The organism is Saccharothrix stipae (genome assembly GCF_054781895.1).
Genome location: NZ_BAAGTN010000002.1, coordinates 288202 through 305040 on the forward strand (window position 1 = coordinate 288202; position 16839 = coordinate 305040).

The window sequence follows — 16839 nt, forward strand, 5'->3', positions numbered from 1 at the left end:
CCCGTCCCGCCACCGGAAAAGGTCCCACCGTGATCAGACAACGCCGTCGTTCCGTGTTCACCGCCCTCGCGGGCGCCCTCGCGCTCGTCCTGGCCGCCTGCGGTTCGGGTGGTGACGACAGCGGGTCGCCGGACCGGGTCTCGCCGCAGGACGTGCAGGCCGCGCTGGACGCCGGCGGCACGATCAAGGTGTGGGCCTGGGAACCGACGCTCAAGGAGGTCGTCACCGGCTTCCAGCGGAAGTACCCGAAGGTGAAGGTCGAGCTGGTCAACGCGGGCACCGGCGACAAGCAGTACACCGCGTTGCAGAACGCGATCGCGGCGGGCTCGGGCGTGCCCGACGTGGCCCAGGTCGAGTACTACGCGCTGCCGCAGTTCGCGCTGGCCAAGTCGATGGTCGACCTGAAGTCGTTCGACGCGGGCTCGTTCGAGGGCAGGTTCACCCCCGGTCCGTGGGGGTCGGTCCAGGCGGGCGGGGGCATCTACGGCCTGCCGATGGACTCCGGCCCGATGGCCTTGTTCTACAACAAGGAAGTCTTCGACAAGCATGGTATCCAGGTCCCGACCACGTGGGACGAGTACCTGGCCGCGGCCCGCAAGCTGCACGCGGCGGACCCGAAGGCCTACATCACCAGCGACACCGGTGACGCCGGCTTCACCACCAGCATGATCTGGCAGGCAGGCGGCAAGCCCTACGGAGTCGACGGCACCAACGTCACGGTCGACTTCACCGACGAGGGCACCAAGCGGTTCACCTCCCTGTGGCAGCAGCTCGTCAGCGAGAAGCTGGTCGCGCCGGTGAACGGGTGGAGCGACCAGTGGTACCAGGGCCTGGGCGACGGCACCATCGCCACGCTGGTCATCGGCGCGTGGATGCCCGCCAACCTCCAGTCCGGTGTCGCGGCGGGCGCGGGCAAGTGGCGCGTCGCCCCGATGCCGCAGTGGCAGGCGGGCGGCAAGGCCGTCTCGGAGAACGGCGGCAGCGGGCTGTCCATCCCGGCCGCCGGCGCGAACAAGGCCCTGGCCTACGCGTTCGTCAAGTACGCCACCACCGAGGAGGGCGTCAAGGCCCGCGTCGACGGCGGCGCGTTCCCGGCGACCACGGCCGAGCTCACCTCACCGGAGTTCCTCAACGCCGAGTTCCCCTACTTCGGCGGCCAGAAGGCCAACGAGGTGCTCTCCCAGGCCGCGCAGAACGTCGTCACCGGCTGGTCGTACCTGCCCTTCCAGGTCTACGCCAACAGCGTCTTCAACGACACCGTCGGCAAGGCCTACGTGTCGGGCACGACGCTGGACGACGGGCTGAAGGCCTGGCAGGAGTCGACCGTCAAGTACGGCAAGGAACAGGGCTTCACGGTCGGGTCCTGACCCGGCCCGGCGCAGCCGCTGCGCAGCGCGGTCCCGACCCGGCGTGCGTCCCGACCCGGCGCGGTCGGGACGCACGCCGACCCCACCACCACTACGAAAGGGACGCACATGGGCGTGCTGGGCATCGCCGATGACGGATTCACCCTCGACGGCGCCCCGTTCCGGATGATCTCCGGCGCGTTGCACTACTTCCGCGTGCACCCGCGGCTGTGGGCGGACCGGATGCGCAAGGCGAAGTGGATGGGCCTGAACACCATCGACACCTACATCCCGTGGAACCTGCACGAGCCGCAGCGGGGTGTCGTCGGTGCCGAGGCGGGGCTCGACCTGCCCGCGTTCATCGACCTGGCGCAGGAGCACGACCTGCACGTGCTCCTGCGCCCGGGGCCGTACATCTGCGCGGAGTGGGACGGTGGCGGCCTGCCGCCGTGGCTGCTCACCGAGCCCGACATCCGCTACCGCAGCACCGATCCCCGGTTCCTGGACGCGGTCGAGTCCTACTTCGCGGCGCTGTGGCCGATGCTGGTGGACAAGCTCGCCACCCGGGGCGGTCCGGTGCTGGCCGTGCAGGTGGAGAACGAGTACGGCGCGTTCGGCGACGACACCGACTACCTGCGCCGGCTCGCGGAGCTGTTGCGGCACAACGGTGTCGACGTGCCGCTGTTCACCTGCGACCAGCCCGCCGACCTGGCCCGCGGCGCGCTGCCCGGCGTGCTGCGCACGGTCACGTTCGGCAGCCGGGTCGCGGAGTCGCTGGCCGCGTTGCGCGCGCAGCAGCCCACCGGGCCGCTGATGTGCTCGGAGTTCTGGAACGGCTGGTTCGACGACTGGGGCGGGCACCACGTCACCCGGTCCGCGGCGGACGCCGCCGCCACGCTGGACGAGATGCTGACCGCCGGGGCGTCGGTCAACCTCTACATGTTCCACGGCGGCACGAACTTCGGCTTCACCAGCGGTGCCAACGACAAGGGCGTCTACCGGCCGATCACCACCTCCTACGACTACGACAGCCCGCTGAGCGAGGCGGGCGACCCGACGGCCAAGTACTTCGCGTTCCGGGACGTGATCGCCAAGCACGCGCCGGTGCCGTCGGGACCGCCACCGCAGGCCGGTCCGAAGCTGGCCGTGCCCGAGGTGGAGCTGACCGACAGCGTGCCGCTGCTGGACGGCGTGGGCGTGCTCGGGGTGGCCAAGCAGGACGTGCGGCCGTCGAGCATGGAGCAGCTGGGGCAGGCCTCCGGTTTCGTGCTGTACGAGACCTCGATCGCGCAGGCAGGCCCCGCCCTGCTGGACGTCACCGCGTTCGGCGACCGGGTGCAGGTGTTCGTGGCCGGTCAGCCGGTGGGCGTGCTGGAGCGGGAGCGGCACGAGCACGTGCTCGCGCTGACCGTGCCGCACGCCGGTGCGACGCTCGCGCTGCTCGTGGAGAACCAGGGCCGCGTCGACTACGGCCAGGCCATCCACGACCGCAAGGGCGTCACCGGCCCCGTGCTGCTGGACGGTGCCGAGGTCGAGGACTGGACCAGTCGGGCCCTGCCGCTGGACGACCTCACCGGCCTGCGGTTCGCCCCGACCACGGCGCCGCCGGTCGGCCCGACGTTCCACCGGGGCTTGGCACACGTCGACACCCCGGCCGACACGTTCCTGTCGCTGGCCGGCTGGACCAAGGGCAACGCGTGGGTCAACGGCTTCCACCTCGGCCGCTACTGGTCGCGCGGCCCGCAGCAGACGCTCTACGTGCCCGCGCCCGTGCTGCGGCCGGGCGCGAACGAGATCACCGTGCTCGAACTGCACGCCGCGCGCCGTGCCGCGGTCGCCCTGGTGGCGCGGCCCGATCTCGGTCCGACCGATCGCTGAACCCCTGCCCAGGAGGAGATCGACCATGAGCGCTTCCCCTGCCGGCCGACGCGCGTTGTCGCGCTTGGTCGCCGTGATCGCCTGTGCCGCGGGCGTGGCCGGTCTGCTGACCGCCGTCGCGCCCGCCGCCGGCGCGACCACCAAGCAGTTCAAGGGCGTCAACTGGGCCGACCCGCGCGACAACTACGCCGCCGACGAGGTCGTGCCCTCCGGTCTGGCCAAGACCGACGGCTACGCCACGACCTACGCCAAGGCGAGCGCGGTGATCGGCGAGTTCGCGGCCGAGCTCGGTGCGAACACGGTGCGGCTGCCGATCAACCCGGCCACGGTGAACGGCCCGTTCTGGCACTCCTACACCGGCGCCATCGACGCGGCCGCGGCCAGGGGGTTCAAGGTGATCCTGGCCTACTGGGAGTCGCCGGTGCCGGCCAAGGACGGCCGGATCGACGACGCCGACGCGTTCCACCGGATGTGGAGCCGCGTCACCTCGCGGTACGCCCGCCACGGCTCGGTGTACTTCGAGCCGATGAACGAGCCGTTCGGCTACAGCAGCCAGGAGTGGCGCGACGTGGCCGCCGACTGGCTGGCGACCTTCCCCCGGGTGCGGCGCGACCGGGTCTTCATCGGCGGGGTGAAGTACAGCGAGGACGTCAAGCCGGTGTGCGCGGACCGCCGCCTCGACGGCACGTACCTGGCGCTGCACCAGTACGGGTTCTGGCACCAGGACTGGACCAGGCCCGAGCAGTGGGCCGCGGACCTGAGGGAACGCATCGGCACGTGCGCGTCCCGGACCGTCCTGGACGAGTTCGGCGCGTCGATGACCACCGGGCTGGACTACAACGGCCCGGTCAACGGGTCCAACGAGATCGCCTACATCCAGGCGGTGACCGACACCCTGCGCGAGCTGGGCATGGGCTCGGTCTACTGGCCGGGGTTGCGCACCGGTGACACCTACTCGCTCACCACCCTCGACGGGACCGGCGCGGACCTGTCCCTGACCGTGACCAACCGCAGCGGCCTGGACCGCCTGCGGTGGGGCTGGGGTCGGGGCCGCTGATCGCCCCGCGACCTGCGGGTTCCCGGTCGTGGTGACCGGGAACCCGCAGGTCACGACGTCACAGCGCCCGCTCCAGGTGCTCGGACATCAACCGGACGAAGCGGGCCGGGTCGGGCAGGTCGCCGCCCTCGGCCAGCAGCGCCATGCCGTGCAGCAGCTCGGCGGACCCGGCCAGTGAGCCGCGGTCCTCGCGGTCGGCGAAGGCCTTGTGCAGGCCGGCGACCAGCGCGTGGTCGGGGTTGAGTTCGAGGATCCGCTTGACCGGCGGCAGCTCCTGGCCCATCGCCCGGTACATCTTCTCCAGGGTCGGGGTCAGGTCGTGGGCGTCGCCGACCACGCACGCGGGCGAGGAGGTGAGGCGGGAGGAGAGGCGCACCTCCTTGACCTGGTCGGCCAGGGTGGTCGTCATCCACCCCAGGAAGTCGGCGAACTCCTCGCGCCGCTCCTGCGCCCGCGCCTTCTCCTCGTCGGTCTCCAGGTCGACCTGCCCCTTGGCGATCGACTGGAACGTCTTGTCCCCGAAGCCGGGCACGGCGTCGACCCACATCTCGTCGATCGGGTCGGTGAGGATCAGCACCTCGAAGCCCTTGGCCCGCAGCGCTTCCAGGTGCGGCGAGTTCTCCACGGTGGCCCGCGAGTCGCCGGTCATGTAGTAGATGTGCTGCTGGTCGTCCTTCATCCGCTCGACGTACCGGGCGAGCGTGGTCGGCTCCTCGGCGTCGGCCGTGGAGGCGAAGGAGGCGATGCCGAGGATGGCGTCGCGGTTCTCGGGGTCGCTGAGCAGGCCTTCCTTGACCGCGCCGCCGAACTCGCGCCAGAACGTCGCGTACGACTCGGGCTTGTCGGCCATCATGGCCTTGACGGTGGAGAGCACCTTCTTCACCAGCCGCCGCCGCACCAGCTGGATCTGGCGGTCGTGCTGGAGCAGCTCGCGGGACACGTTGAGCGACAGGTCCTGGGCGTCCACCACGCCCTTGACGAACCGGAGGTACTCCGGCATCAGCTCTTCGCAGTCGTCCATGATGAAGACGCGCTTGACGTAGAGCTGCACACCGCGCTTGCGCTCGCGCATGAACAGGTCCAGCGGCGCCTGGGACGGGATGAACAGCAGCGCCTGGTACTCGAACACGCCCTCGCCGTGCATCCGGATCGTGTCGAGCGGCTTGTTCCAGTCGTGGCTGACGTGCCGGTAGAACTCGGCGTACTCGTCCTCGGTGACGTCGGAGGCGGACCGCGCCCACAGGGCCTTGCGCGAGTTGATCGTGGTCGGCTCGGCGCCGTCCTCCGTCGCCATCCTGATCGGCCAGGTGATGAAGTCGGCGTACCGCTTGACGATCTCGGTGATCTTGGCGGTCGACGTGAAGTCGGCGAGGTGGTCCTCGGGGTCGGCCGGCTTGAGGTGGAGGGTCACCGCCGTGCCCTGCGGCGCGTCGGCGACGTCCTCGATCGTGTAGGTGCCCTCGCCGGTGGACTCCCACCGGACGCCCTCGGCCCGCGGGTGCCTGGTCACGAGGGTGACCTTGTCGGCGACCATGAACGAGGAGTAGAAGCCGATGCCGAACTGCCCGATCAGGTCCTGCGAGGCGGCGTCCTGAGACTCCTTCAGCTTCTGCAGGAACTCGGCGGTGCCGGACTTCGCGATGGTGCCGATGAGCCCGATCACGTCCTCGCGGGTCATGCCGATGCCGTTGTCGCGGACCGTGAACGTGCGCGCCTCGCGGTCGACCTCCAGGGCGATGTGGAGGTCCGACGTGTCCGCGACCAGGTCCTTGTCGCGGAAGGTCTCCAGCCTGAGCTTGTCCAGGGCGTCCGAGGCGTTGGACACGAGCTCGCGCAGGAACGTGTCCTTGTTCGAGTAGACCGAGTGGATCATCAGCCGCAGGAGCTGACGGGCCTCCGACTGGAACTCAAGCGTTTCCACGTTCGTCCTTTCTCTCCGACTTCCGTCGACCCGTCATCGTATCCAGTCGGACGCGGTGCGGTTCACCTCCGGCCGGGCGGGGTCAGGCGACCTTGGCGCCGTACACGTGGTCGATCGCGATCGTCAGGAGCACCCGCCGGTCGGACACCATGACCGACCGGTAGTCGTCCCAGTCGGGGTGCTCGCCCGCGGCGGCGCGGTAGTACTCCACCAGCGCGTCGACCTCCGGTCCGTGCGGGTCGGTGCCCGGCCCGGTCATGGTCGCCGTGCCCTCGACCGTGGCCCACTCCGCGCCGCTCTCGCCGGTGACCTCCAGCGCGACCCGCGGGTCACGGCGCAGGTTGGCGAACTTGGCGGTCCGGGCGGTCGTCGACACCCGGATGACGCCGGCGTCCGGGTCGTAGGACGGCAGGACCGGGGACAGCTGCGGGCGACCGTCGGCCTTGATCGTGGCGAGCACGGCGAGCTTGCTGCGCGCGAGCAGCGCGAGCGGGTCGAATCCGGTGTCGGTCATGCCGGCGGCAACCCACGATCAACGGCCGGATATTCCCGCCCACCGTCACACTTTCGGGCCGACTAGGATCGGCCGGGACCAAGCGGCCACAGTCGATCACCACGAGGTGCGCGTGCAGGAACCCCGGACGATCGCGGACCTGCCGTTCGCCCCCTACCTCGAAGCCCACGACGGGGCCGAGCTGGAGCCCGGCGGTGACTACAACGTCGTGCACATCGCCGACCGCGAGTTCACCGAGCCGGCGGCGGGCAACGCGCGGTTCAGCGAATCGGCCCTCGCCACGATCAGGTTCACCGACGGGGCGATGCGCCGGTCGCGGTTCAACGACGTGTGGCTGCACGGCGTCCAGGTCATCGGCACCGACCTGGCCGAGACCGGGTGGCTCGACGCGGAGGTCGTGAACAGCGCGTTCGCCGGGGTGGCGATGTTCGAGGCCGGGCTGAGCCGGGTGTCGTTCTTCGGCTGCAAGCTGATCTCGGTCAACCTGCGCGGCGCCGCGCTGCGCGACGTCACGTTCGTGAACTGCGTGCTGCGCGACGTGGACTTCACCGAAGCCGAGCTCACCGGCGTCACGTTCCCGGGCTCGACGTTGGAGGACATCCGGTTCGAGCAGGTCAAGCTGAAGAAGGTCGACTTCCGCGACGCGGCCGAACTGGGCATCCGCAACGGGTGCGACTCGCTGCGGGGTGCCACGATCACCTTCACCCAGGCGCTGGACCTGGCCCCGGTGTTCGCCCACACGCTCGGCATCACCGTCAAGGACGGCTGAGTCCAAGACGGCTGAGTCGAGGCGGCTGGGTCGAGGTCAGCCGCGTCGAGGACGGCCGGGTCAGGCTTCGCGCTTCGGTGCCGCGCGCATGCTGAAGTGCAGGTAGGGCGAGCCGTCCGGCAGCCGGTAGAAGACCACCGGCACCCACGGCTCGTGTTCGTTGCGCCGCGCGGCGAACAGGCCTTCCTCCACCGGCACGAGGTCCACCTCGGTCACCGCGTTGATCCCGGCCAGCTCACCGGTGGTCACGCCGCGCAGGTGCAGCACGCCGTCCCGCTCGGTCACCGCCACGTCGTAGCCCTCGCGCGGGTACGAGCCGACGTACTGGCCGACCGGGACCACGGGCGGCTCGGCGGGCGGCTCGAACAGCGGCGGCGCGACGCCGGCGTGCTCGGTCAGCAGTTCGGTGAACAGCCGCTGGTAGACCTCGGCGGGCACACCGCCGTTGGTGAGCAGCGCGACCGCCACCCCGGCCTCGGGCACGGCGCGCAGGAACGCCTTCTGCCCGACCGTCGCGCCGTCGTGGCCGATGACCCGACCGCCGGGCCAGTCGTAGGCGATCCAGCCGAGGCCCCACCGCATGCCGGTCGCCTCGCTGGACGGCGGCTCCACCACCGGTCGGTGCATCGCGGCGACGTGGTCGGCGGCCAGCACCACCGTGCCGTCCGGCGTGCGGCCGCCGTCGAGGTGCAGGCGGGCGAAGCGGAGCACGTCGGCGGCGGTCGCGTTGATCGTCCCGGCCGGTCCGGCCGAACGGGGCAGCCCCCACACGGGCGCGGGCACCGGCGCCTCGCCGGGTTCGCCCAGGTGCCCCATGGCCGAGCGGAACCTCAGCACGTCCTCGGGCAGGGTCATCGTGCCGCGCGTGCCGAGCGGGTCGAGCAGGCGTTCGCGCAGGGCGACGTCCCAGACCTGGCCGGTCAGCACCTCGATGATCCGACCGAGCACGGAGAACCCGCTGTTGCCGTAGGACATCGTGGCGCCCGGTGGGTGGTTCTGGCCGAGCCGGGCGCAGGCCGCCACGTAGGCGGCCAGGCAGTCGTCGCCGCGCCCGGTGTCGTGGAAGAAGTCGCCGTCGATGCCGCTGGTGTGGGTCAGCAGCTGTCGGCTGGTGACGGTCTCGGTCGCCACGGGGTCGGCCACGGCGAACCCGGGCAGCACGGAGGCCACCGGCGCGTCCAGGTCGAGCCTGCCCTCGGCGACCAGCTGCATGATCAGGGTGGCGGTGTAGAGCTTGCTGATGGAGCCGATCTGGAACAACGAGTCCGCCGTGACCGGGACCCCCGTGCCGCAGTGCAGCACGCCCGTCGCGCACTCGTGGATCTCGCCGTCGACCAGCACCGCGAGCGACGCGCCGGGCACCCGGTGCGCGACGCACAGCTCCGCCAAACGACCCTGCCAGTGGTTGATGTCCATCGCCCGATCCCCCCGGATTGCGCGGAACTCGCGAAACACCTCGCAAGCAACCCACCGTACCGATTTTCGGGTCTACGGGAGCGGTTTGTCCTCGGTCCACCTGAAGTCAGGGGTCCGGTAGTCGGCGCAGCGCGCCAGGAGGCGGTCGAAGTCCTGGTCCATCAGCAACATGTCGCGGTACGGCGGTTTGAGGAACCCCTCCTCGACCATGTGGTCGATCATCGCGACCAGGTGCGTGAAGTAGCCGTCGACGTCCAGCAGGCCGACCGGCTTGGTGTGCAGGCCCAGCTGCGCCCACGTCCACACCTCGAACAGCTCCTCCAACGTGCCCGCGCCGCCGGGCAGGGTCACGAACGCGTCGGACAGCTCCGCCATCAACGCCTTGCGCTCGTGCATCGACTCCACCACGTGCAGCCGGGTGAGCCCCACGTGGGCGACCTCCCAGTCGACCAGGTCGCGCGGTATCACGCCGATCACCGACCCGCCCGCCGCCAACGCGCCGTCGGCCAGCGCGCCCATCGTGCCGACGCGGCCGCCGCCGTACACCACCTCGATGCCCCGCTCGGCCAGCGTGCGACCGACCTGCCGGGCCACCTCGACGTGCCGCACCCGTCCGCTGGAGGAACCGCAGAACACGCACACCCGCATCCCGCCACGGTAGTGGCCGGGGCGGTCAGCGGCCCAGAACGGCGACGCCCGGCGAGGCGACGTCGACCGTGCGGCCGCGACCGCATGCCCCGTTTCCTGTCGGCGCCGATTCGGCCGGGATCGATCCGCTCCTCGGACCGACAATTCCCGGAATTCGACGACCGGAACGTCGAACGCATTCGACGGATTTGTCGAACGGCACCCGGCGGTCCGTCGAACCAATTCGACCGCGTACCCGGATCCCGCATTGTCCGATGGTGTCGCGGAGTCGATTACCGTCGAAACCCTTGTGTCACCCATCCGTTACCGCCAACATCATGGCGAGGCAGCGCTGGAACACGCCGCCGCGCCCGGACCCGGTCGTGGCGTGCGGGTGCGCCGAGCGGCGACCGGCGCAACTGGATTCCCACTGCGGCCGGGCGCACCGCCCGCGCGCCTTCGGTTCCCACCCCTCCCGCTGCCGCATGCGATTACGAGGAGCGTCATGGCCGATATGCGCGGCAAGCTGAGAAAAATCCGTTGGCGGGTTGGCCTGCTGGCGACCGGAATGGTGTCGTTGCTCGCCGGCATGGGTGTGGTCGCGGTGACCGACGCCCAGGCGGCCGCGGGTTGCCGGGTCGCGTATTCGGTGCCCAGCCAGTGGCAGGGCGGTTTCACCGGCAACGTCAGCATCACCAACCTGGGCGACCCGATCAGCGGGTGGCGCCTCACGTGGGCGTTCCCGGCCGGTCAGACCGTGAGCCAGGCGTGGAACGCCACCGTCACGTCGTCGGGCGCCCAGGTGACCGCGACCAACGTCAGCTACAACGCGGGCCTGCCCACCAACGGGACGGTGTCGTTCGGCTTCAACGGCTCGTGGACCGGCTCGAACACCGCTCCCACGTCCTTCGCGCTCAACGGCGTCACCTGCACCGGTGACACGACGACCACCACGTCCACGTCCACGACGACCACCACAACCACGACGTCCACGACCACCACCACGACGACGACCAACCCGCCGGGCGACGCCATGGCGAGGGTGGCGGAGATGCAGCCGGGCTGGAACCTCGGCAACTCGCTGGACGCCACCGGCAGCGACGAGACGTCGTGGGGCAACCCGCGCATCACCGAGGCGCTGCTGGACAACGTCCGGGCGCAGGGCTTCAAGAGCATCCGCATCCCGGTCACGTGGAGCGCGCACCAGGGCGGCGCGCCGAGCTACACCATCGAGGCGGCGTACCTGGCGCGGGTGAAGGAGGTCGTGAACTGGGCGTTGGCGGACGGCTTCTACGTCATGATCAACATCCACCACGACTCGTGGCAGTGGATCAACGCCATGCCGACCGACCGGGCGAACGTGCTGGCCCGCTACAACGCGGCGTGGACGCAGATCGCCGGCGCGTTCCGCGACTCGTCGGCCAAGCTGATGCTGGAGAGCGTCAACGAGCCGCAGTTCGCCAACAGCTCCGGTGACGCGCAGAACGCGCAGCTGCTGCACGAGCTCAACACCTCGTTCCACCGGATCGTGCGCGCCTCGGGTGGCAACAACGCCACCCGCCTGCTCGTCCTGCCCACCCTGCACACCTCGTCCGAGCAGGCCCGGGTGGACGAGCTGGTGGCCACGTTCAACGCGCTCAACGACCCGAACCTCATCGCCACGTTCCACTTCTACGGCTACTGGCCGTTCAGCGTGAACGTCGCGGGCGGCACGAAGTTCGACGCCGCCGTGCAGAAGGACCTGACCGACTCGTTCGACCGCGTGGCCAACGCGTTCGTGGCCCGCGGCATCCCGGTCATCCTCGGCGAGTACGGGCTGCTGGGCTTCGACCGGCACACCGGCACCATCCAGCAGGGCGAGAAGCTGAAGTTCTTCGAGTTCCTCGGCCACTACGCGCGCGCCAAGAAGATCACCACGATGCTCTGGGACAACGGCCAGCACTTCGGCCGCACCTCGTTCCAGTGGAGCGACGCGGAGCTGATCGCGCAGATCAAGTCGAGCTGGACGACCCGGTCCGGCACGGCCTCGGCGGACCAGGTGTTCAGCGCCAAGGCGTCGGCGGTCACCGACAAGGCGTTGACGCTCAACTTGAACGGCACGTCGTTCGTCGGGCTGCGCCACGGCACCACCGACCTGGTGCGGGGCACGGACTACACCGTCAGCGGCGACCAGCTGACCATCAAGGCGGCCTTGATCACCCGGTTGAGCGGGTCGCGGGCGTACGGCACGAACGCGACGCTGTCGGCCCGGTTCTCGGCGGGCGTGCCGTGGCGGATCAACCTGGTCACCTACGACACGCCGGTGCTGCAGAACGCGACCGGGACGACGAGCGCGTTCGCCGTCCCGACCCAGTTCCGCGGCGACCAGCTGGCCACCATGGAGGCCAAGTACGCGGACGGCAGCAACGCCGGGCCGCACAACTGGACCTCGTTCAAGGAGTTCGACGTCACGTTCGCGCCGAACTACACCGCCAACACGACCACGCTGAAGCCCGAGTTCTTCGCCGAGGTCACCGACGGCTCGCGGGTCACGCTGACGTTCCACTACTGGAGCGGCGCGAAGCTGACCTACTACGTCACCAAGTCCGGCACGTCGGTCACCGGCACCACCGCCTGACCGCACCCGGTGCGAACGGCGGGCCCGGAGCACCTCGCTGCGGGCCCGCCGTTCGCGCTGCTGTTCGTGGTGCGCTTGGTGCTCGAGCTCCTGCGGAGGCTCGACCACCCGGCCCCGCGCCCGTCCCGGTCGTCAGAAGTCGAACCGGTCGATGTTGGCCGCGTTGAAGTTCGTCGGCGGGCCGAGGATGATCTCGCCGTTCTTGCCGATGGTCCGCTCGCCGAGCGTGCCCGCCGCCAACTTCTCCCCCTCGGCGCCGGTGATCCGGCCCGACGCGAGCGCGACGGCGGCGTACCCCGCCAGGTAGCCCAGCCGGTTCGGGTCCCACAGCGCGAACTCGGTCACCGTGCCGTCCTTGACGAACTGCCGCATCTGGTTGGGCGTGCCCAGGCCGGTCAACGCCACCTTGCCCTTGTACGGCGAGGACGAGAGGTACCGCGCGGCCGCCGAGATGCCGACCGTGGTCGGCGACACGATGCCCTTGAGGTCCGGGATGGACTGGAGCAGGGCCTGCGTCTCCTGGAACGACTTCTGGTCGTCGTCGTCGCCGTACGCCACCCGGACCAGCTCCAGGCCCTGGTGCTCGGGCTTGGTCAGCTCGTCCCGCATGAACCCGATCCAGGTGTTCTGGTTGGTGGCGTTCGGCGTGGCGGACAGGATCGCGATCTTGCCCCGACCGCCGACCTGGGCCGAGACCAGTCTGATCTGCGACCGCCCGATCTCCTCCGAGTCGGCCTGGTTCACGAACACCTGCCGTGCGTCGGGAGCGGCGTCCGAGTCGACCGTCACCACCGCGATGCCCTTGGCCATGGCGTCCTTCAACGCGGGCGCGACGGCGTTCGGGTCGTTGGCCGCGATCACGATCGCGTCCTGCCGCTGCCGCACGAGCGTGTTGATGTAGGACACCTGCGAGGACGCCGACGCGTCCGACGGGCCGACCTCCTTGCCCTCGCCCTTGAGCTCGGTGACCGCCTCGATGCCGCCTTGGTCCATGATGATCTCGTACGGGTTGTCGACCTCCTTGGGCAGGAAGGCGACCTTCACCCCCTCCTTGACCGGCGCGTTCGGGTCGGCCGTCCGCCCGGTCCCGGTCGAACCGCCGGTGCCGGTCCCGGCCGTGGAGTCCTTGGTCGTCCCACCGCACGCCCCCACCAGCACGACCGCCAGCGCGACGCCGGCCACCTTCACCCCTGACGCGGAACGGATCATCGTCGGTCCTCCTCACACGAGATCGGACGAGCTCGGACGTGCCCGCACGAGCCGCGGGCGACGTCGTCCCCGCAGCACGTCCACCGCCACCGGCACCAACACCGAGACGATCAGCAGCAGGCCGTTGACGACGTGCTGGACCTCATTGGTCACGTCGTTGAGGAACAGCACGTTGCGCAGCCCGGCCATCAGCAGCAACGCGCTCGCCACGCCCAGCACGGTGCCGCGACCGCCGAAGATCGACACACCGCCGAGCAGCACCGCCGTGACCGCGACCAGTTCCATGCCGCCGGCGTTGTCGGCGCGGGCGCTGTTGTACCGCAACGTGTAGATCAGCGACGCCACCGCGCACAGCACGCCCGACACGACGTACAGCGTGAACCTGACCCGGTCCACCCGGATGCCGGAGAACCGCGCGGTCTGCTCGCCCGACCCGATGGCGTAGAGCGATCGCCCCACCGGCGTGTGGTGGACGACGAGCCAGGCCAGCAACCCGACCACCAGCACCGGGATCATGGTGTACGGCAGGAACGTGCCGGGGATCGCGTCGGTGGCGAACGGCCGGTAGTTCTCCGGGAAACCCGTCACCGCGCCGTCGCCCAGCACCCCGTAGGCCAGGCCCCGGTACAGGCCGAGCGTGCCGATGGTGACGGCCAGCGCCGGCAGCCCGAACCACACGATCAGCCCCGCGTTGACCGAACCCAGCACCGCGCCCGCCACCAGCACCGACGGCACGATGGTCTCGAACGGCACGCCCGCGTCCCACAGCACGCCAATCAACGCCGAGCAGAACCCCAGCACCGACGCCACCGACAGGTCGATCTCACCGGTCAGCACGATCGGCAGCAACGCCATCGCCAGCAACGAGACCTCGGCGAAGTCCTGCACCAGGAAGCCGACGTTGTCCCCGTCCGCGAACCCGGGCGTGCCGACCGAGCCGAACACGAACACCGCGCCGCACAACAGGATCAACACCGCCTCCCAGCGCAGCACCTTCTCACGCACGGCTCGCACCCCTCTCCCGGCGCAAGCGGGCGGCCAACCGCAGCATCACGGCCCGGTCCAGCGAGATGGCCAGCAGCAGCGCGGCGCCGTCCACCGCCCGCTGCCAGAACGCGGGCACCCCCAGGATCGGCAACGCGCCGGTGATCGTGGTCAGCAGCAACGCGCCGAGCACCGCGCCCAGCACCGAACCGCTGCCGCCGAAGATCGCCACACCGCCCACCACGACGGCCGCCACCACCGCCAGCTCACGGCCCGTGCCGACGGAGGCGTTCACGGTGCCGAAGTACGCCGCGTGCAGCACACCGGCCAAGCCCACCAGCGCGCCGGACACGACGAACGCGGTGAACACCCGCCTGCCCGCCGGGATGCCCGCCAGCCGCGCGGCCTCCGGGTTCGACCCGATCGCGTACAGCTCGCGGCCGGACCGCCAGTTGTGCAGCGCGTACCCCGTCACGAGCAGCGCGCCCACGGCGATCAGGGTCAGGTTCGGGACGCCCAGCACGGCGCCGCTGCCGAACGCCAGGAACTCCGGCGCCATCCGATCGGCGTTGACCTGCCGGACGCCGGTGGCACCGGCCCAGCCGTAGTCCAGGCCCCGGAACACGTACAGGGTGCCGAGCGTGACCACCAGCGCGGGCACCTTCGCCACCGCGACCAGCGCGCCGTTGCACGCGCCGCAGGCCGCGCCCAGTGCCGTCCCGGCCACCAGCACCAGCACGACCGGCAGGTCGCGGTCGGCCAGGAACAGCTGTCCCGACAGGAACGCGGTCAGCCCCATCACCGAGCCGACGGACAGGTCGATGTTGCGGGTGATCACCAGCAGCGTCTGCCCGATGGCCAGCAACGAGATGATGGAGGCGTTGAGGAACAGGTCGTGCAACCCCTGCGCGTCGAGGAACGCCGGCCGCACCGCCGTGGTCACCGCGACCACCACGACGAGCGCGACCACGATGCCCATCTCCCGGCCGGACAGCAGCGCCCGCAACCTCATGCCGCGCCCCCGGTCGCCGCCCGCATCACGGCCTCCTCGGTGGCGTCGCGGGCCGACAGCTCGGCGGTGATCCGGCCCTCGTGCATCACCAGCACCCGGTCGGCCATGCCGAGCACCTCGGGCAGCTCGGACGAGATCAGCAGCACGGCCATGCCACCGGACGCCAGCTCCGCCAGCAGGGCGTGCACCTCGACCTTCGTGCCGATGTCGATGCCCCGGGTCGGCTCGTCCACGATCAGCACCGACGGCTCGGTGGCCAGCCACTTGCCCAGCACGACCTTCTGCTGGTTGCCGCCGGACAACGTGGCCGCCGGGTCGGTCAGGCGGCCCGCCTTCACCGACAGCCGCCGTCCCCACTCCCCGGCCAACGCCCGTTCCCGCGCACGGCGGGTGATCCAGCGGGGCGAGACCTCCCGCAGCCGGGCCAGGCTCGCGTTGCGCTCGATCGACAGCTCCGGCACCAGGCCCTGCTCGCGGCGGTCCTCCGGCACCAGCGCCACACCCCGGTCGATGGCCGTGCGCGGGTCGCCGGCCGGCAGCCGCGCCCCGTCCACCGACACCATGCCCGCGTCCCGGTCGTCGACCCCGAACACGGCCCGCGCCACCTCCGTGCGGCCGGAGCCGACCAGCCCGGCCAGGCCGACGATCTCACCGCGCCGCACGGTGAACGAGATATCGTGGAACACCCCGGTGCGCGTCAGGCCCTCGACCACCAGGCGCGGTTCGCCGATCTCGGTGCGCCGCCGGGGGAACAGCCGCTCGACCGACCGGCCGACCATGCGCCGGACCAGCTCGTCGCGCGGGACCTCCGCCATGGGGTCGGTCGACACCAGCGCGCCGTCGCGCAACACCGTCACCCGGTCGCACAGCTGGTACATCTCCTCCAGCCGGTGCGAGATGAACAGCAGCGCGGCACCGCGCCCGGCCAGCCCGCGCGCCACCCGGAACAGCCGCTCGGCCTCGACCGCGGACAGCGCGGCGGTCGGCTCGTCCATCACGATCACCCGCGCGTCGGCGGACAACGCCTTGGCGATCTCGATGATCTGCTGGTCGGCGATCGACAGGCCCCTGGTCGGCCGGGACGGGTCCAGGGGCACGCCGAGGCGGTCGAGCAACCCGGCCGTGCGCCGGTGCATCTCGCGCCGGTCGATCCGCCGGCCGCGGCGCAGCGGTTGCCTGCCCATGAAGACGTTCTCGGCCACGCTGAGGTCGGGGAACCGCACCGGTTCCTGGTGGATGACCGCGACACCGCGCCGCCGGGCGTCGCGCGGCGAGGAGAACCGCACCGGCTCGCCGTCGAGCAGCACCTCACCCGCGTCCGGCCGGTGCTCGCCGCCGATGATCCGCACCACGGTCGACTTGCCCGCGCCGTTCTCACCGGCCAACGCGTGCACCTCGCCCGCCTGCAAGGAGATCGAGACACCGCGCAGCGCCCGCACGGCCTGGAACGACTTGGCGACGTCCCGGAGCTGGAGCAGTGGACCCACGC

General features: G+C 70.8%; 13 protein-coding genes. 5 read left to right on the plus strand and 8 right to left on the minus strand.

What is annotated here, in order from left to right:
• The first annotated feature begins 29 nt into the window (after nucleotides 1–29).
• From ACYVLT_RS04285 to ACYVLT_RS04295, 3 genes are all read left to right on the plus strand, one after another.
• Nucleotides 30–1367, plus strand: coding sequence for an ABC transporter substrate-binding protein (locus ACYVLT_RS04285; RefSeq protein ID WP_461118769.1), 1338 nt, complete (start codon nucleotides 30–32; stop codon nucleotides 1365–1367).
• Between the two features lie 108 nt (nucleotides 1368–1475).
• Nucleotides 1476–3224, plus strand: coding sequence for a glycoside hydrolase family 35 protein (locus ACYVLT_RS04290; protein WP_461118770.1), 1749 nt, complete (start codon nucleotides 1476–1478; stop codon nucleotides 3222–3224).
• Nucleotides 3225–3249: 25 nt separating this feature from the next.
• Nucleotides 3250–4281: a glycoside hydrolase family 5 protein gene (locus ACYVLT_RS04295; protein WP_461118771.1), complete on the plus strand. Its 1032-nt coding sequence runs from the start codon at nucleotides 3250–3252 to the stop codon at nucleotides 4279–4281.
• A 58-nt stretch (nucleotides 4282–4339) separates the two neighbouring features.
• On the opposite strand, the gene htpG is transcribed toward ACYVLT_RS04295, so the two are convergent.
• Together htpG and ACYVLT_RS04305 are read right to left on the minus strand one after the other, a co-directional pair.
• Complete coding sequence (gene htpG / locus ACYVLT_RS04300; RefSeq protein WP_461119241.1) at nucleotides 4340–6154, minus strand: molecular chaperone HtpG; 1815 nt, start codon at nucleotides 6152–6154, stop codon at nucleotides 4340–4342.
• A gap of 130 nt (nucleotides 6155–6284) precedes the next feature.
• Nucleotides 6285–6716 carry a PPOX class F420-dependent oxidoreductase gene (locus ACYVLT_RS04305; RefSeq protein WP_461118772.1) on the minus strand — a complete coding sequence of 144 codons (432 nt, stop codon included), beginning with the start codon at nucleotides 6714–6716 and terminating at the stop codon, nucleotides 6285–6287.
• 112 nt (nucleotides 6717–6828) lie between these two features.
• On the opposite strand from ACYVLT_RS04305, the gene ACYVLT_RS04310 reads away from it, so the two are divergent.
• On the plus strand, nucleotides 6829–7485 hold the full coding sequence (locus ACYVLT_RS04310) for a pentapeptide repeat-containing protein (RefSeq protein WP_461118773.1): 657 nt from the start codon (nucleotides 6829–6831) through the stop codon (nucleotides 7483–7485).
• A gap of 60 nt (nucleotides 7486–7545) precedes the next feature.
• Here the strand turns inward: ACYVLT_RS04310 and ACYVLT_RS04315 are convergent, their stop codons facing one another.
• Both ACYVLT_RS04315 and ACYVLT_RS04320 read right to left on the minus strand, forming a co-directional pair.
• Nucleotides 7546–8901 carry a serine hydrolase domain-containing protein gene (locus tag ACYVLT_RS04315; protein ID WP_461118774.1) on the minus strand — a complete coding sequence of 452 codons (1356 nt, stop codon included), beginning with the start codon at nucleotides 8899–8901 and terminating at the stop codon, nucleotides 7546–7548.
• Between the two features lie 72 nt (nucleotides 8902–8973).
• Complete coding sequence (locus tag ACYVLT_RS04320; protein WP_461118775.1) at nucleotides 8974–9549, minus strand: LOG family protein; 576 nt, start codon at nucleotides 9547–9549, stop codon at nucleotides 8974–8976.
• A gap of 484 nt (nucleotides 9550–10033) precedes the next feature.
• Here ACYVLT_RS04320 and ACYVLT_RS04325 point away from each other — a divergent pair, with 484 nt between their 5' ends.
• Complete coding sequence (locus ACYVLT_RS04325) at nucleotides 10034–12145, plus strand: cellulase family glycosylhydrolase (protein WP_461118776.1); 2112 nt, start codon at nucleotides 10034–10036, stop codon at nucleotides 12143–12145.
• Between the two features lie 132 nt (nucleotides 12146–12277).
• Here ACYVLT_RS04325 and rhaS read toward each other — a convergent pair whose 3' ends face one another.
• Genes rhaS through ACYVLT_RS04345 form a run of 4 tightly spaced genes read right to left on the minus strand, consistent with a single transcriptional unit; the run spans nucleotide 12278 to nucleotide 16837 of the window.
• Entirely contained in the window at nucleotides 12278–13354 is a 1077-nt protein-coding gene (gene rhaS, locus ACYVLT_RS04330) for a rhamnose ABC transporter substrate-binding protein (RefSeq protein ID WP_461118777.1), read from the minus strand.
• Nucleotides 13355–13366: 12 nt separating this feature from the next.
• Nucleotides 13367–14359 carry an ABC transporter permease gene (locus tag ACYVLT_RS04335; RefSeq protein ID WP_461118778.1) on the minus strand — a complete coding sequence of 331 codons (993 nt, stop codon included), beginning with the start codon at nucleotides 14357–14359 and terminating at the stop codon, nucleotides 13367–13369.
• A complete protein-coding gene (locus tag ACYVLT_RS04340) occupies nucleotides 14352–15350 on the minus strand; it encodes an ABC transporter permease (RefSeq protein WP_461118779.1) in 999 nt (332 codons plus the stop codon). The genes ACYVLT_RS04335 and ACYVLT_RS04340 overlap by 8 nt, the downstream gene beginning before the upstream one ends.
• Nucleotides 15347–16837, minus strand: a complete 1491-nt coding sequence (locus ACYVLT_RS04345) for a sugar ABC transporter ATP-binding protein (protein ID WP_461118780.1) — start codon at nucleotides 16835–16837, stop codon at nucleotides 15347–15349. The genes ACYVLT_RS04340 and ACYVLT_RS04345 overlap by 4 nt, the downstream gene beginning before the upstream one ends.
• Nucleotides 16838–16839 lie beyond the last annotated feature (2 nt).

Coding starts and splice junctions, on each gene's coding strand:
- ACYVLT_RS04290 (WP_461118770.1), top strand. CDS start 1,476: ATGGGCGTGCTGGGCATCGCCGATGACGGATTCACCCTCGACGGCGCC.
- ACYVLT_RS04295 (WP_461118771.1), top strand. CDS start 3,250: ATGAGCGCTTCCCCTGCCGGCCGACGCGCGTTGTCGCGCTTGGTCGCC.
- htpG (WP_461119241.1), bottom strand. CDS start 6,154: ATGATCCACTCGGTCTACTCGAACAAGGACACGTTCCTGCGCGAGCTC.
- ACYVLT_RS04305 (WP_461118772.1), bottom strand. CDS start 6,716: ATGACCGACACCGGATTCGACCCGCTCGCGCTGCTCGCGCGCAGCAAG.
- ACYVLT_RS04315 (WP_461118774.1), bottom strand. CDS start 8,901: ATGGACATCAACCACTGGCAGGGTCGTTTGGCGGAGCTGTGCGTCGCG.
- ACYVLT_RS04320 (WP_461118775.1), bottom strand. CDS start 9,549: ATGCGGGTGTGCGTGTTCTGCGGTTCCTCCAGCGGACGGGTGCGGCAC.
- ACYVLT_RS04325 (WP_461118776.1), top strand. CDS start 10,034: ATGGCCGATATGCGCGGCAAGCTGAGAAAAATCCGTTGGCGGGTTGGC.
- rhaS (WP_461118777.1), bottom strand. CDS start 13,354: ATGATCCGTTCCGCGTCAGGGGTGAAGGTGGCCGGCGTCGCGCTGGCG.
- ACYVLT_RS04340 (WP_461118779.1), bottom strand. CDS start 15,350: ATGAGGTTGCGGGCGCTGCTGTCCGGCCGGGAGATGGGCATCGTGGTC.